This is a genomic window from Natronomonas aquatica (genome assembly GCF_024449025.1).
In the GTDB taxonomy this organism is placed as follows: Archaea; Halobacteriota; Halobacteria; order Halobacteriales; family Haloarculaceae; genus Natronomonas; species Natronomonas aquatica.
This window is the reverse complement of the sequence record NZ_JAHLKM010000011.1, coordinates 1-14,736: the sequence shown is the minus strand read 5'-3', so window position 1 is coordinate 14,736 and position 14,736 is coordinate 1. Positions and strand designations below refer to the sequence as shown.

Sequence of the window (14,736 nt, the reverse complement as noted above, 5' to 3'; positions counted from 1 at the left end):
CGGTGAGTTACTGCGAATATATATAAAGATTGTTTATATCGGCTTTTATTCGACCGAGTTCGCACCGGATCCGTCGTCCGCATCGGCGGCGATCCCCGACAGGTCCCGTTCGGCGCTGTGGCCCCCGGCGTCGGTCGCCTTGATGCGGATCGTGTAGCTTTCTTCGGGATCGATATCGATACCGGGTGGGACGGTGACCGTCTCCCGAGAGGTGGTGTAGCTTGTCATTCCCGATAGATCGAGCCGCTTTCGGATCAAGTTCCGGTCACTGTCGTCGGTGATCTCGATACGGACGGTATCGAGTTCGGTCGCGTTCTCGACGGCGAACTCCTCGAGCGTGATCCGCCCGGCGTCGGCGTCGACGTCGGGGGATCCATCGACCGTGATCTCCGGTCCACGGCGACGGTTCGGTGCGAACATCCCCCAGGGGAACCGCCGGTAGCCGACGGCCAGCGCCAGCCCGATCGTTGAGAGGAGTCCCAACTGGACGATCACTCCCAGGTCCATCCCCAGAGCGTCAGCGACCGCATCGGTCTCCATCCGTGCCGCTGCGCCGGGTGGGCCGACGGCGACGGTGTGTTCGCTTTCGGATTCGGCGCCGTACTCGTCGACGACGTGAAGGCTGATTTCGTGTTCGCCCTCCTCAAGCGTGTGGGTGATTTCCTCGCCGGTCTTTTCGGTTCCGTCGGGGAACGTCCAGGTCACCTCCGTCTCGCCGAACTCGTCGGTGACGTTCGCGGCGAGCGTGACCTCATCGCCCTCGCGGTCGACGACCTCGACGGTCGCCTCTGGAACGTCGTTTGCCAATATCCGGTGAGTCGTCGTGCTCTGGCGACCGAGAGCATCAGTGACGGTCAACTGGACGTCGTAGAAACCGGGCTCCTCGAACGTGGGGTCGATCCGTTGGCCTTCCAGTACCGTCCCATTCGGTAGCGTCCACTCGTAGGTGACGCTCGGCGGACTGAACACCGCGAACGGCGAGAAGCCAGGTGTGCGCGCTTCGACGACGATGGACTCCTCGGTCTGATCGACGACGCGGGTCTCGAGTAGCTCCCAGCCTCCATCCTCGGTCCGATGGCCGATCATCGTCGACTCACCGTCGACGTCGCCGAGCCGGTCGCGGTCGACGCGCATCCGGACGGTCCCGGGCCGGTTTGCTCGGTCCGACGGGACCTGAATGTCGACGATCCGTGAGATCCGATCGCGGGAGGTCACCGCCTCCGCCGAGCCGATCGTCGAGCGCTCGCTGGAGAGTTCAGTCGGCTCGTCGACGAGCGTCATCGTATCGAACGCCTCGGCGTCCGCTCCTTCACTCGTTCCCCCCGTCTCGGAATTGATGACCGCCTGTGGCGGCCGGTCGGTATCTTCGGAGTCGAGTTCCGAAGCGTCCATCTCGCGGACGGTCATCGAAGGCTGATCGTCCCCGCTGTCGTCCTCGGAGGTGTCTCCTTCAGTCTCCTCCGTTTCGTCTCCTTCGAACTCGACTTCGACGCCCGCGTCTTCGTCCGTGGCGGTCTCTTCCGGTGCCGTGTCTTCCTGGGTGTCTTCCCCTTCCCCTTCCCCTTCCGTTTCCTCTTCCCCGTCCCCCGTTTCGGATGCATCTGTTCCGCCCCCGCTCCCGCCACCGCCACCACCGGAGCCACCGCCGGAGGTGACAACCGATACCGTGCGTTCGATCGAACTGTCGCCAGTCCGGATCGAAACGGTGGCGTCATCGCCGCCGGCAGTATACTCGAATTCGACCGCCTGACTCTCGCCCGGTTCGAGCGAGAGGGTCCGGCTGTCGACCACCTCGCCGTCGACGAGGAACTCGACGGTCGTCTCGCCGCCCGCCTCGCCGTCGTTCGTGACGGTCGTTTCGGCGGTCACCGTCTCGCCCTCCGAAACGCTCTCGGGGATGTCGTCGATTTCGACGCCGAAATCGGGTACCGCGGCGTCGTAGTTGGCGTGTAGCGTCACCGTCGAGAGCAGCTGATCGCCCGCCACCGCGTCCGTGCTGTCGACGTCGATGCTCACCGTGACAGTCTCCCCCGGCGAGAGAACGACTCCCGAATCCTCGCTCTCCAAGGGCGCTCCGGTGGCGTCCTCGTACAGCGTCACCTGGTCGTCGCCGTCGTGGGTCACCCACACCGTCACGTTCGTCGTGTCGGTGTTGATTAAATCGAACACGCGCTCGACGCCCGTGAAGGCCTCGCTGTTCAAGCCGGGATCGGAAAAGTCGATCTCGAGCTGGCCGTCCTCCGCAGCCGCCACGTACTCACCGTTGGGGCCGTCGTGGGCCTGCATCTCCACCGACGGCTCGCCGTCGAAGAGGCCGTCCGTCGGCGACCCCATCGTCCCGAAGATCGCGACCGTCGGGACGAGAAGGACGAAGACGACGGCGACGGTGAGAATTGTGGGGGCTGTGCGGAGGTTCATGCTATCGGGGTTTTATTTAGGGTTGTTTATCTCCTATTTTAACGGGGAACAAACTCCGCCAATAACTGATTATACTATGAATCGTCCTCAGCGGTGATATCGATTGTTATATCGAAGTTTTCCCCATCACTTAGGGCGCCGATATCCATGATCAATCCGAATTGAACGCTATCTCCGGGACCAACTGATGTCGGGGTGAATCCGTTCGAGCTGCCGTCTACTGCTATCACATCATTCACATTACCTTCATCAGTACTGGCGCTAATAGTAACCTCGACCGAGTTTTGACCATTGTTCGTGATGTTGACCAGCGGTGTCAATGTTGTGTTTGCCTCGGTATTAAGTCCAGCAGCATCACCAAGGCCGGCTGAATTCAGGTCTATCTGCGCGGCTCCGTTACCTGCATTACTAACGGCTCCTTCGTCGATATCGTTTGCTGCCTCGATCTGAAGCAACGCGGAGGAGTCACCGGCCACGTCAACCGTCGCCGTCCGTTCCGCTTCAACAGTCGTAAACGCGCCCGTGGCTGTGATCAGCCCGACCGCGGCGAACATTACCACCAGTGCGAGTAGTTTTCCTTTGGGTCTCATTGTGTATTACCGTGTGTCTCGGTCACCCGGCACCCCAACGGAGCACCGGGCGACCTTCTACCTGGTACATACACCCCTACCCTCTTTGTAAGACCGGCCTACCGGAGCGTTAGGATGGGCTACCCGGGTGGTACGGCCGCCTAATTTCGGGTGAAGACCGGGTTAGGCAGGATTAACCCTCGTTCTATCGGGGCTTTCGGCGGGAGCGTTCGGGATCCCCCGAAACGGGTCGATCGCTGTCTGTCGCCGTTCCCTCACCCGTTTTGACGGCGGATCGCGCCGATGATGTGACCGAGAAACAGCGTTAGGGGGCTTTCTCGTGGTACTCTACCGGTGAAATGAATGAAACGTTCCGAGGGGTACAAAGGCCCACAGTACGTAGATTAGGTAAGCAAACACTTCCGGCGTCGCCTGCCGTCCAAAGATGAACGTGATAAAGATCCTGGCCGTGGTCATGCTGGTCGGCGGTTCGATAGCCGCGTTTACCGGCGTCGGCGCGTTCACTACCATCGACGCGGACCGGGCCTCGAACGTCGGCGTCGCCTCCGATCAGAACGCCCTCGTCGGGCTGGATATCGCCGACCCCGTGACGCCGACGTCGGGCTCCCGGCTGGTGACCGTCTCGAACAACTTCGAGGGGACACTGACTGTCTCGGTTTCGCTGACGTCGAACACGGATACCGGGGTGTCACTCCGGGAGTCACAGAAGACCATCCCCGCGGGTGGAAGCGAAACCTTCAGCGTTGACGTCGATCCGCTACAGCGTCCTGACACCGTCGAATTCCAGCTTGAAGCGTCGTCGGGCTCCAGTAGCGTTACTCTCACGCGCACCGCGAACGTCGCGGGGATCGGGCAGTGCGGCGGTGACACGCGCGTCATCAACGAGAACGTCGACGGGGACGTCGATTCGGACAAGAACGTCGAACTCGGTTCGAAAGTTCAGGTCAAAGGCGACGTCGACGTCGAAGGCTGTGTCATCATGGGCGACGAGAGCGAAATCAAAGGCGACACCGACGCTGGCAGCCGGATCAAGGCCGGCGAGAAGGCCCAGATCAAAGGCGACGCCAACGCCGCCGGCGGGATCGAGATGGGAAAGAAAGCTCAGATCGAAGGCGACGCCGACGCTGGTGGGGACATCGATCTAGGTGCCGAGGCTCAACTGAAGGGCGATCTCTCGACCGGCGGCTCGCTGACGATGGGAGAGAAGGCTCAGATCAAAGGCGACGCCGACGCCAGCGGTGGGATCGACATCGGCGAGAAGGCTCAGATCGAAGGCGACGCCGACGCCGGCTCCGGCGGCAGCGTCGGACTCGGCAAGGAAGCCGAAGTGAAAGGCGATCTCTCGGCCGGCGGCTCGCTGACGCTGGCCGAGAAGGCCCAGATCAAAGGCGACGCCGACGCCGGCGGATCGGCGACGTTGGGTGAGAAGGCCCAGATAGAGGGTGGCCTTACCACCGGCGGCGACACCGACCTCGGCAAGGAAGCCGAGGTGAAGGGCGATCTCTCGACCGGCGGTTCGCTGACGATGGGCGAGAAAGCCAAGGTAGACGGCGATGTGAGCCTGACCAAGGACGTAACTCTCGAGATGGGGCCCAATTCAGAGATCAAAGGCGGGGCCCAAGCCGACGATCCGGCTTCGGTCCAGTTGATCTGTTCGTCGGGCGCCACGATCGATGGCATGGCCTGCGAAGACTACACGATCGAGTGAACTGCTCCGGAGACGGGGACTCACACGGCTTCCACCCCTCCGGGCGGTCGACACGGCGGAGACGGTCCAGGGTAGAACGAAACGTTCGAAATGAATGGAGCGTTTCCGACCCGGCGCCGATCTATGGTTCGTCCGATAGCGGTCGCCCGGCAGCGTGGAAGGAAAAAATAAATACGACATTTTATAGTACTGGTCGGTTCAAGGAGTGATACGATAAAAATATATAAATGACTGCTTCCGATCCCTCCGCGGAATCACGATCGGAGAGGGAACCGTCGGCCGATCTCTCGACCGAAGACGTCTACGAGGTGCTCTCGAACCGCCGACGGCGATACGCGATCCACTATCTGAAACAGACCGGCGAACCGGTCGACGTCTCGACGATCGCCGAGCAGGTCGCCGCCTGGGAGAACGACAAACCGATCGAGGAGCTGGACTCCCAGGAACGAAAGCGGGTCTACATTTCGCTGTATCAGTCACACCTCCCGACGCTCGAAAAGCGAGGACTCGTCGCCTACGACGACGACCGGGGGATCGTCGAGTTGACCGACCCGATCGCGAACGCGGAGATCTATCTGGAGGTCGTCGCCGGCCGGAACGTCCCCTGGAGTTACTTCTATCTCGGCCTGAGTATCGTTTCCGGGCTGCTCGTCGCGTTGGCCTATTATGAGGTCGGCGTCCTCGAGAGCGTCCCGACAGTTGCCATCGCCGGCGTGATCACGCTGCTTTTCGGTATCTCGGCCGTCCTGCAGACGATTCAAGCGGGACGGATGCGGCTCGGCGACGAGGGGCCGCCGCCAGAGATCAGAGCCGAGAGTACCGCCGACTGACCGGAATGGGGCCCCGGAGCCGACGGGGCTGTTCGTCACTCGAGTTCCAGTTCGCCGTCCTCTGAGTACCGGACGACCGAATCGAAGATCGGCCGCAGCGTCTCGATGACGATCTCGTCGTGGAGGTCCGGATCCATATGGTAGTGTCCGAGGGCGTCCGACGACCGGAGCCGCCCCTGGAGGGTGTTCAGGAACCGAAACAGCGTCTTGGTCCCGATCTGGCTGTGCAGCGCCGAAAGGGTGTGGAAACAAAGCACCGTCTGCCGGGGCGTCCCGTCGAACTTCGAGAGTAACTGGGTGATCACGATCCCGAGTTTCGAGAGGTCGCCGGGGTTGGAGACGTGTCTGACGGTGATCGATCCGACGGTTCCCCCGCCGGTAATCTCGGAAGTGGCGGCGTTCCGTCTCCCGCGGCCGACTTCGATGATCCCGATCTCGCCGCCCGCCCACTCGTCGGCCCGGTGACAGACGTCTATCCGGTCGTCCGGCGGCTCCTCGAAGGTCACAAAGAGGACGTCCCGGCTCCCCTCCTCGCCGGTCAGAAACCGCGAGCAGATAGCGTCCGAAACGGACGTTCCGGTCGGGCCGAGGACGAGGACACTCGGGATCGAGGTCACGCGGTCGAGTTCCGTCTCGTGGACCCCGGCCGCGGTCGGCGTTCCGGTCCCGCCCGAGGACGTTCGATCGACTCCGGGGACCTCGACCGTCGTGTCTCGGTCATCCCACGACTCGCTGCCCTCGGTCCTCCGGCGGTCCTGCGAGGAGTCCGTAGCGTCCGCCGATCCGACCGACGCGTCGGTGCCGGAGCGCCTGTCCTGATCGGATTCGACGTCCTCGGTTCCGAGACGTGCACCGAGTTCTGACCACCGGTCTGAATCCGTCGGTTCGGCGTCCTCATCGCCATCTCTCCTCCCCGACGCGTTCGGCTCCTCACGCTCACGCTCAAGTTCCGGTTCCGTCTCCGTCTCCGTCTCCGGTTCTGGTTCCGTCTCCGTCTCCGGTTCCGGTTCCGTCTCCGTCTCCGTCTCCGTCTCTGTCTCCGTCGAGGACGGTGGCTCCTGGGTAAAGTCCTCGGCGTCGGATCGGCGGACCGAAGGATCGTCCCGTATTTCACTTTCCTCACCGTCATCGCCATGGTCTTCGTTTCCGTCCCCATCCTCGTCTTCGTTTCCGTCCTCGTCCCCGTCGATCGGATCGATATCGGTGTTCCAGAGCCGGTCGGTATCGGAGTCCGAGCCCCCGGCTGGGGCTTCCTCGGGCTCTATGCGTTCGGCCCTGTCGGATGGGGCGTCGCTTTCGGAGGCCGCGTCCCCGTCCGGATCCCCCTCGGAGTTCCCCTTCGGGGATCCCCACATCCAGCCGTCGGGGTCGGTTTCGGGCTCCGTTTCGGCGGATCCACCGGGGGGCTCGGACGAGTCGACTCCGGACGTACTGTCGGCCGCGTCGGAGTCCGATTCAGCCTCGGAACGCTTTCGTTCGGCTTCACGCTCCTCGAGCCGATCCAAGAACTCCCCAAAGCGGGACCCGGACGCGTCCCCGGAGGATCGTTCCGATCGCGTTCCGCCGTCGGTTCCCGACGTGTTTTCGTCCGGATCGCCGTCGGTGCCGGTCATACGGGACGAGATCGAACGTGTGGGAGGCTGGGATATCGGGGCAATACAGTCGAAGGCAATTGGAGATGCATGCTGTCTGTAGGGCCTGAGTACGGACGTCCGGTTACGAGCCGTCGATCGGCGGGCGTTCCGCTTCGATCGTCGGCGACCGGAACGGGTTCCAGCCGCCGTCACGGACCCCGACGAAGCGGGCCGTACAGTTCGGACACTCGGGGGATTCGAGCAGCGCCAGATCGATGCGCTGGCCACAGCTCTCACAGGACCCGCGCCGGATCTCGCGGCTCAGCGCCTGGGTCTTGAGGTCCGCGAGTTGCTTTCGCTCGGCCTCCCGTCTTTCGATCGGCTCGAGGTCGTCCCGGACGGACTCGGTCGCCGTATCCAGTTCCGCATCGAGGTCGTCGATGGCGTTCAGGAGCCGGCGGAAGAGATCCTCGATGTTGTCGAACTCCCGGTCGACGCGCGATTCGAGGTCTTCGTTGGCCGCCCGCAGGTCTTCGTTCTCCGCCCGGAGGTCGTCGAGTCGGTCGTTCAGATCCCGGATGTCGTCGGACAGGGGTTCGAGTTCCGTCCGCTCGACGAACCGGTCCCGCTGCCGTTCGAGTTCGTCGACGCGATCGATGAGCAACTGGAATTCGTTCGAGAGCCTGTCGAACTGCGAGCTCTGGCGGTCCTCTATGTCGTCGATCTTCGATTCGAAACTGCCGACCTGTCGCTGGAGTTCGGAGACGACGCTGACGACGCCGCCGTCGAGCGTCGGGGCGGTTCCCGGCGATTCTTCTTCCGCCGACTGGGCCTCGAGGAGTTGCTGAATGGCCGACTGGATCTCGTGGATGCTCTCTTCGGTGGAGGTACCGTCGGATCCCTCCGTGGGAGCGCTGTCGGGCGATTGGGTCGGAATGTTCTGGTTGTTTCCGCCGGTATCGCGGGCCTGTACGCCGGTTTCGGACCCGGACTGCGGGTCGGCGGGGCCCTTCGACTGGCGGTCGATGCCGGACTGGAGCTCGGCTTCCCCGACGAGGCCGGTCAGTTCATCGAGGATCCAGTACGACGACAGCATCTGGTTCATCAGTTCCTGCTTGGGAACACCCTTGGATTCGGCGGCCTGCTCCAGCCACTCCTCGAAGGACGCCGAATCAACGCCGGCCCGGTCGTCGGTCGGTGTATCGTTCGTCATGTTGGGACAGTCTCACGAGTCCACTTTCGTGACAACTACTCGTGGTATAGTAGTAAACCTTGTGGTAAAATCGACCGAGAGAATCACCGCTGTCGGTCTCTACCCCGGTCACGTCTCCGGGTCGATCGGCACGGGGACAGCCTTTTTTCTCCGTATCACCTTCGATACGAACGGAGACGGGCGGAACAGACCGTCCGATATGCGTCAATGGTACCGATCGCTCCCGACTCACGCTCCCGGCCGGCCGGTGGTCGATAGCGATGGCGCCGACACCCCTCTCGGTTGTGTGGCGGCTGTTCGCCGCCGTCGTGGGGTTCTTTCTTTTGGTGACGATCGTCGGCGGCCTGCTGGGCGTCCCGATGGGGATCAGCTTCGTCGAAACCGGGAGCATGGAGCCACAGCTACAGCCGGGGGACGGGTTCGTCGCGGTCCCGCCGGTCGTCGCCGGCCCCGTCGAGCCGGGCGACGTCGTCGTCTTCGATGCGGTCAATCTCAACGACGGTGGACTCGTCACCCACCGGGTCGTCGAGGAGACCGAGTCGGGGTATATCACCAAAGGCGACGCCAACCCCGTCACGGACCAGGACGGCAGCGAGCCGCCGGTTCAGGAGGGCCAGATCAGGGCGAAGGCCCTCCAGATCGGCGACAGCATCGTCGTCATCCCGGGGATCGGCGTGGTCGTGATGGGGATCGGGGCGGCCGTCGGATCGCTCCAGCAGACGCTCGCCGGGATCCTCGGGACGCGCGCCCTGCTCGGAACCCAGGGGCTCGCGTACATCCTCCTTGGGTTCGGGACGGTCACCTACCTGCTGGCGAGCGTCGCCGAGAACTCGGGCCGGCGGGACCGGTCCAGAAAGCGGAGCCGGCGGATCGAAATGCTGAGCCCGATCACCGTCATCGCCGTCATGGGCGTCGCGCTCGTGCTGTTGCTCACCGCGAGCATGCTCGTCCCGGCCGGGCCCCAGCAGTTCCAGTTCGTGAGTTCCCAATCGGACGCGGCCGGCCCGAGCGTCATCCAGCAGGGGACGACCGAGAACGTGACCTACCGGGTCCCGAGCAACGGGCCGCTCCCGGTCGTGACGGTCATCGAACCGACGAGCCCGGGAATCTCGGTGACACCCCAAGAGCGGTACGTCGCCGGCGGGACGACCGAGAACGTCACGATCTCGATCGAAGCGCCGCCCGAGACCGGCGCGTACACGCGGACGATCCACGAGTACCGGTATCTCGCGGTCCTCCCGACCGGGACGATCCTCACGCTCCATGCCGTCCACCCGGTCGCCCCGCTCGTCGCGATCAACCTCGTGATCGGGACGCTGTTCGTTTTGATCGCGGTCCTCCTGGTCGGGTTCGACCCGATCCGGATCAGCCAGGACCGCCGTTCGATACCGATGCGAGTCAAACTACGACGCTGGCTGCGGTGACCGGACGCCTGCCGTCAGCCGGAAATTAGGACTCCCCGCGGCTGAAGTTCACCCACGAGTCGACCGTCGTCGGATCGCTCGCGTGGTAGTAGACGATATCCTCGTCGACGACGCCGTAGACCTCGAGTTCCGGATCGTGTATCACGCGCTTGCCGGTGTCGATCGCGATGTCGACGAGGTCCTCCAGCGAGTTGATGTAGACGTATTGCTTGCCGGCGTCGGTCGGGAAATCGCCCTCCGAGATCCACTCGTCGTACCGTGCGCGGTAGACCTGCTCTTCGAGGTCCCGGACGTCCGCCGTCCGGGAACTCCAGTAGGCGAGACCGATCCCGCCGAGTACGAGCAGGATTCCGAGTCCCCCGAGAGCGCCGACGAGCGTGAAGTTCGGCGGCTGCTCGCGGACCGACCCCGCCGTCGTCTGGCTCTCGGTCGCGCTGGCACCGAAGTCGCTCTGGAACCAGTACGCCCGGTCCGTGATCTGAATCTGGCTGCCGGTGGTCAGTTCACCCTCGTAGGGTTCGCCGTCGGTGCTTTCGGTCTCGTAGGTCGTCCGCAGCCGGATGCCGGTCGTCACCGAACCGACGTCGGCGAGGACGCCGTCGATCTCGGCGTTCCGGGCCGCGACGGAGCGAACGTCGAGTTCGGCCTCGATGCGCAGTTGGCCGTCCTCGACGACCGTCCGGTCGGCGGCCAGCATCTCCTGTTCGTCCCAGAAGACGGTCTCCTGGAAGGTGATCTCCCGATAGAGTGTCAGCTCGTGGGAGACGTTCACCGGCCGGTCGTCCGGCACGTTCGCCGTCGCTACGATCCGGAGATCCGGCGTCGCGTTGGTGAAATAGACCGGCTGGTTTTCGACCGTCGTTCCGGATTCGTACAGCGGCGTCGTCTCGACGACCTCGGCGCTGTGATCGATCGACGCCGAGAACTCCTGGACGTCGGTCTCCTGGGGCGGGATCTCCTCGGTCGGCGGGTTCGTGTACACGTATCCCCCCGCCGCGATCGCCGCGATCCCGAGGACGACGAGCACAGCTCCGGCGACGGCGCCGTACACCGCCACCTGGTGTTTTACCCGCGTCGACGCCGACATCGAACACCCGGCCTCCCTCGGTGACTTCGCATTCGGGACACTCTCGGTTCGTCTATGAGACCCGATTGATAAAAGGTTCGGGGCTCGGAGCCGGACCGGTATCCGGGACGGACACAGGGGTAAAACAGAAACGGGACGGGGGCAACCGAACGGATATAACCCCGGCTCCGTATATCGAACCGTCATGAGCGATCCGGTACGACTCGATATCGAAAACGGCGTCGCGACGGTGACGCTGAACAGCCCGGAGAACCGAAACGCCCTGAACCCGACGATGTCGGGGGCGATCGCCGACGCCGTCGCCGAGGCCGAGGCGGCCGACGACGTCCGCTGTCTGGTCGTGACCGGCACGGAGGGGACGTTCTGTGCCGGCGGGGATGTCGAGGGGATGGCCGAACGGCTCGAGGGATCGACGCCGCTTCACGAGACCGTCGAGGAGATCCGACTGGAGACGAGTCGGGCGATCGAACGGGTCGCGGCGTTTCATCTCCCGACGATCGCGAAGGTCGACGGCGTCGCCTACGGGGCGGGCGCCAACCTCGCGATCGCCACAGACATCACGCTCGCTTCGGCCGACGCGAAGATCAGTTTCGGCTTCCGGCAGGTCGGGCTCGCTGTCGACACCGGCACGTCCTATCTTCTCCCCCGGCAGGTCGGAACGAGTAGGGCAAAAGAGCTGGTACTGACCGGCGAACTCCTCGACGCCGAGGCCGCCGAGGACCTCGGGCTGTTCAACGAGGTCTTCGAGGAGAACTTCGAGGAGCGGGCGGCGGAGTTCGTCGAACCGATCGCGAACGGGCCGACCGTCGCGCTCCGGACCTCGAAACAGCTCATCGATCAGGGCTTCGATACGACCCTCCCGGACGCGATCGCCAACGAGGCGGCCGCCCAGGCGTCGGTGCTGGCCAGCCGCGACCACGAGGAGGGCGCGAGAGCCTTCAAAGAAGGCCGTGCCCCCGAGTTCGAGGGACGCTGAGTCGGTTAACGCTGTTCGAGCCAGTGGGGAATCTATTTTTCACTGGAACGACAACCGGGGGCCATGTCGTTCGACCACGAAGCCTGGAGTGGGGCCCAATCGGAGACGACGGTCTCCGTCGATGGCCACGAACTGTCGGTGGCGTACTACGAGGGCGGTCCCGGCAGCGGATCGCCGGACGGCGAACCGACGGACGCCGAGACGCTCGTCTTCCTGCACGGCGTCCCGACGTGGTCCTTTCTCTGGCGGCGGATCGCCCCCGCGTTCGAAGAGAAGTACCGCGTGATCGTCCCCGACTTGCTCGGCTACGGGAACTCCGATCGCCGCGATAGCTTCGATCGGTCGATCCGCGCCCAAGAGGAGATGCTCGGTGCGTTGCTCGACGGGCTGGGCGAACGGCGGGTTACGCTCGTCGCCCACGACATCGGCGGCGGCGCCGCGCTCCGTTTCGCCGCGAGTGCGCCCGATCGGGTCGATCGGCTTGTCGCCTCGAACGCCGTCTGTTATGATTCCTGGCCCGTCGAGTTCGTCTCGGGGCTCGGACTCCCCGAGACCGAGACGCTCGGCGACGGGGAGCTAGAGGGGAAACTCGATTTCGCGTTCGCCGAGGGAACCTACGGCGAGGCCGACCCCGAATTCGTCGCCGGGATGAAAGCCCCGTGGCTCCGGGCGGACGGCAAACGCGCCCTCGCCCGCGCCGCGGTGGCGACGAACACGAACCACACCACCGAGATCGACTACGGCGCGATCGACGCCGAGGTGCTGTGTCTGTGGGGTAGCGACGACGTTCTCCAGCCGGTCGAGTACGGCGAGCGGCTGGCCGAGGACCTCGACGGACGGGTCGTCGAACTCGAGGATGCCTACCACTGGGTGCTCGAGGACCGTCCCGAGGCCTACCGGGAGGAGCTGCGGGCGTTCCTCACGGAAACTGACGGCGCAGGAGGGGAGGCGTAGTGGCCGCAAACTCCCCCCCGGAGTGGGAGTTCAAAGAGCGGGACGTGCTGGTGCTCCGGGAACTCTCGCGTGACCCACAGCTATCCTCGCGGGATCTGGCGGACATCCTCGAGGAGAAATACGGGATCGACGTCTCACACGTCACGGTCTCGGAGTCGATCCGCGGGATGCGAGAGGAGGGCGTTTTCCGGGAGGCGATCATCCCCAACGAGGAGTACTTTTATTTCTCGCTGTTCGAGTTCAAGTTCGATCCCGAGCACTTCGAGTCGGGGTGGCGCCCCGCCATGGAGTCCATCCGCGGGTCCTCGAACACGCTTTTTTACTTCCTCTCGGACGGCGAGTACCAGTGGAAATCGGTGATGATGTTCCCGACCCGGGAGGCCCAATCGAAGTGGATCCACGAGTTCTACAAAGCACACGGCGAAGTCATCGACAACCTCCGGAACTCGGTGATGACGAACGTCCTCAAGTTCCGGACCGACCCGGAGCTCTTAGAGAGCCTCCACGAGAGCGATCGATAGCGACGGCCGCCGCCGTCGACTCCCACGGGGACCGAAGAACAACAGGCCTATTCGACCCCCCGCCGTAGGCGCCGGCATGTCCCTCCGGACACGGATGCCGGCCCCCGTTCTCGCGGTCGCTACCGCCTTCGGACTCGCCGCGCTCGCCTACGGCGGCGGCAACGTCGCCGCGTTCGTCCTCACCCGCGTTCTGGACGCCGCGGGGGTCGAACTCACGCCGCGGCGGAGTTTCGTGCTGTCGGTCCTCACGCTCCAGTTGCTCTTTTTTACCGGCGTCTCGCTGTGGTATCTCCGGTATCGCGGGCTGTCACTCGCGGACATCGGCGTCCGGAAGCCGACGCTGGAGGGGTGGATCACTCTCGGTGTGGGGTTCGTGAGCATGATCGTCCTCTGGCTGGTCGGTTCGATCGCCGTCTTCGTCGTCGGCCAGCGTCTCGGCGTCCAGCGGGAGCCGCAGGCGATCTTCGAACTCGCCCAGCAGGACCCCCTCATCTTCCCGCTTTTGGGGATCCTATCGTTGCTCGTCGTGGGCCCCACCGAGGAGTTGCTCTTCCGGGGTGTCATCCAGACCCGGATCCGGGAGGCGTTCGGCGTCGGCGCCGGCATCCCGCTTGCGACGGCGCTTTTCGCCGTGATCCACGTCTTCGGATACGGGAGTCTCGTGGGCGGCCTCCTCGGCGTCTCGGTGCTCTTTCTGATCGGGTTCGTACTCGCCATCGCCTACGAGTACACCGGCAACCTCGTCGTCGTCGCGGTCATGCACGGGCTGTTCAACGCGACGCAGGCGGCGTTCGGGTACATCGGCGTCCGGTATGCCGATCCCGACGCGGTAGCCGTCCTGATCGGTGTTTTGTAACACCTCGAAGAGGACCCCGCCAGCCGGATTACTCTTCCTCGGAGGTCGCGAGCAGATCCGCCTCGTAGGCCGCGATCGCCTCGACGACCGCGTCGGCGTCCGACGCGGGCACGTCGAACGCCTCGAGGCTCTCATAGAGGAGATCGATCGCCCGCTGGATGAGTTCCGGCGTGAACGGGACGTGGAGGTGCGCCCCCCTGACCGGTGCGGCGTCGTACGTTTCGGGGCCGCCGGCGGCCTCACAGAGGAAATCCGTCTGCGTCTCCCGGAGTTTCTCCATGTCGGCGTCCTCGAACAGCGGTCCCAGCTCGTCGTCCGCCAACAGCCGATCGTAGAAGTCGTCGACGACGGCGCGGATCCCCTCCTGGCCCCCGAGCCGATCGTACAGCGTCTCCTCGCTCATATCGGACGAGTTAGCGTCGCTGGGGTAAATTCCGTTCGGTTGGCTCCTGAATGATTGAGCGATTTTTCGGTTTATTACTGGAGGAGTGTACCATACCGAACGGATATCACCTACCTCGGCGTGAACGCCGAGGTTTGTCGGTGAACTCCCGGTCTGTCCACTAGACCGTGGAAGGCGAGTAG

At 64.1% G+C, this 14,736-nt stretch carries 13 protein-coding genes; 7 read left to right on the top strand and 6 right to left on the bottom strand.

All coding sequences use genetic code 11. The features are described 5' to 3' along the window. Positions 1-45: 45 nt before the first annotated feature. Together KM295_RS09485 and KM295_RS09480 are read right to left on the bottom strand one after the other, a co-directional pair. The gene (locus tag KM295_RS09485; RefSeq protein ID WP_256029709.1) at positions 46-2,418 is read right to left on the bottom strand and encodes a PKD domain-containing protein; all 2,373 of its coding nucleotides are present in this window, start codon (positions 2,416-2,418) and stop codon (positions 46-48) included. Positions 2,419-2,492: 74 nt separating this feature from the next. Then, positions 2,493-3,008 (bottom strand): hypothetical protein, encoded by a 516-nt coding sequence (locus tag KM295_RS09480; protein ID WP_256029708.1) that lies wholly within the window; start codon positions 3,006-3,008, stop codon positions 2,493-2,495. A 424-nt stretch (positions 3,009-3,432) separates the two neighbouring features. Here KM295_RS09480 and KM295_RS09475 point away from each other — a divergent pair, with 424 nt between their 5' ends. Then, positions 3,433-4,716, top strand: coding sequence for a polymer-forming cytoskeletal protein (locus KM295_RS09475; RefSeq protein WP_256029707.1), 1,284 nt, complete (start codon positions 3,433-3,435; stop codon positions 4,714-4,716). A gap of 227 nt (positions 4,717-4,943) precedes the next feature. Then, a complete protein-coding gene (locus KM295_RS09470; protein ID WP_256029706.1) occupies positions 4,944-5,546 on the top strand; it encodes a DUF7344 domain-containing protein in 603 nt (200 codons plus the stop codon). 35 nt (positions 5,547-5,581) lie between these two features. Here KM295_RS09470 and KM295_RS09465 read toward each other — a convergent pair whose 3' ends face one another. Further along, positions 5,582-7,159: a DUF7504 family protein gene (locus KM295_RS09465; RefSeq protein ID WP_256029705.1), complete on the bottom strand. Its 1,578-nt coding sequence runs from the start codon at positions 7,157-7,159 to the stop codon at positions 5,582-5,584. A 103-nt stretch (positions 7,160-7,262) separates the two neighbouring features. Continuing rightward, positions 7,263-8,333 carry a hypothetical protein gene (locus KM295_RS09460; RefSeq protein WP_256029704.1) on the bottom strand — a complete coding sequence of 357 codons (1,071 nt, stop codon included), beginning with the start codon at positions 8,331-8,333 and terminating at the stop codon, positions 7,263-7,265. A 260-nt stretch (positions 8,334-8,593) separates the two neighbouring features. On the opposite strand from KM295_RS09460, the gene KM295_RS09455 reads away from it, so the two are divergent. Next, positions 8,594-9,757: a signal peptidase I gene (locus KM295_RS09455; RefSeq protein WP_256029703.1), complete on the top strand. Its 1,164-nt coding sequence runs from the start codon at positions 8,594-8,596 to the stop codon at positions 9,755-9,757. 25 nt (positions 9,758-9,782) lie between these two features. Here the strand turns inward: KM295_RS09455 and KM295_RS09450 are convergent, their stop codons facing one another. Continuing rightward, entirely contained in the window at positions 9,783-10,844 is a 1,062-nt protein-coding gene (locus KM295_RS09450; RefSeq protein ID WP_256029702.1) for a DUF5305 family protein, read from the bottom strand. A gap of 184 nt (positions 10,845-11,028) precedes the next feature. Here KM295_RS09450 and KM295_RS09445 point away from each other — a divergent pair, with 184 nt between their 5' ends. The 4 genes from KM295_RS09445 (at position 11,029) to KM295_RS09430 (ending at position 14,151) form a co-directional block, all read left to right on the top strand. After that, entirely contained in the window at positions 11,029-11,820 is a 792-nt protein-coding gene (locus KM295_RS09445) for an enoyl-CoA hydratase/isomerase family protein (protein WP_256029701.1), read from the top strand. A gap of 63 nt (positions 11,821-11,883) precedes the next feature. After that, complete coding sequence (locus KM295_RS09440; protein WP_256029700.1) at positions 11,884-12,774, top strand: alpha/beta fold hydrolase; 891 nt, start codon at positions 11,884-11,886, stop codon at positions 12,772-12,774. Continuing rightward, positions 12,774-13,295, top strand: coding sequence for a winged helix-turn-helix domain-containing protein (locus tag KM295_RS09435; RefSeq protein ID WP_256029699.1), 522 nt, complete (start codon positions 12,774-12,776; stop codon positions 13,293-13,295). The genes KM295_RS09440 and KM295_RS09435 overlap by 1 nt, the downstream gene beginning before the upstream one ends. Positions 13,296-13,371: 76 nt before the next feature. Next, on the top strand, positions 13,372-14,151 hold the full coding sequence (locus tag KM295_RS09430; RefSeq protein ID WP_256029698.1) for a CPBP family glutamic-type intramembrane protease: 780 nt from the start codon (positions 13,372-13,374) through the stop codon (positions 14,149-14,151). Between the two features lie 28 nt (positions 14,152-14,179). Here the strand turns inward: KM295_RS09430 and KM295_RS09425 are convergent, their stop codons facing one another. After that, on the bottom strand, positions 14,180-14,554 hold the full coding sequence (locus tag KM295_RS09425; RefSeq protein ID WP_256029697.1) for a truncated hemoglobin: 375 nt from the start codon (positions 14,552-14,554) through the stop codon (positions 14,180-14,182). Between the last annotated feature and the right edge of the window lie 182 nt (positions 14,555-14,736).

Coding starts and splice junctions, on each gene's coding strand:
- KM295_RS09485 (WP_256029709.1), bottom strand. CDS start 2,418: ATGAACCTCCGCACAGCCCCCACAATTCTCACCGTCGCCGTCGTCTTC.
- KM295_RS09480 (WP_256029708.1), bottom strand. CDS start 3,008: ATGAGACCCAAAGGAAAACTACTCGCACTGGTGGTAATGTTCGCCGCG.
- KM295_RS09475 (WP_256029707.1), top strand. CDS start 3,433: ATGAACGTGATAAAGATCCTGGCCGTGGTCATGCTGGTCGGCGGTTCG.
- KM295_RS09470 (WP_256029706.1), top strand. CDS start 4,944: ATGACTGCTTCCGATCCCTCCGCGGAATCACGATCGGAGAGGGAACCG.
- KM295_RS09465 (WP_256029705.1), bottom strand. CDS start 7,159: ATGACCGGCACCGACGGCGATCCGGACGAAAACACGTCGGGAACCGAC.
- KM295_RS09460 (WP_256029704.1), bottom strand. CDS start 8,333: ATGACGAACGATACACCGACCGACGACCGGGCCGGCGTTGATTCGGCG.
- KM295_RS09455 (WP_256029703.1), top strand. CDS start 8,594: ATGGCGCCGACACCCCTCTCGGTTGTGTGGCGGCTGTTCGCCGCCGTC.
- KM295_RS09450 (WP_256029702.1), bottom strand. CDS start 10,844: ATGTCGGCGTCGACGCGGGTAAAACACCAGGTGGCGGTGTACGGCGCC.
- KM295_RS09445 (WP_256029701.1), top strand. CDS start 11,029: ATGAGCGATCCGGTACGACTCGATATCGAAAACGGCGTCGCGACGGTG.
- KM295_RS09440 (WP_256029700.1), top strand. CDS start 11,884: ATGTCGTTCGACCACGAAGCCTGGAGTGGGGCCCAATCGGAGACGACG.
- KM295_RS09430 (WP_256029698.1), top strand. CDS start 13,372: ATGTCCCTCCGGACACGGATGCCGGCCCCCGTTCTCGCGGTCGCTACC.
- KM295_RS09425 (WP_256029697.1), bottom strand. CDS start 14,554: ATGAGCGAGGAGACGCTGTACGATCGGCTCGGGGGCCAGGAGGGGATC.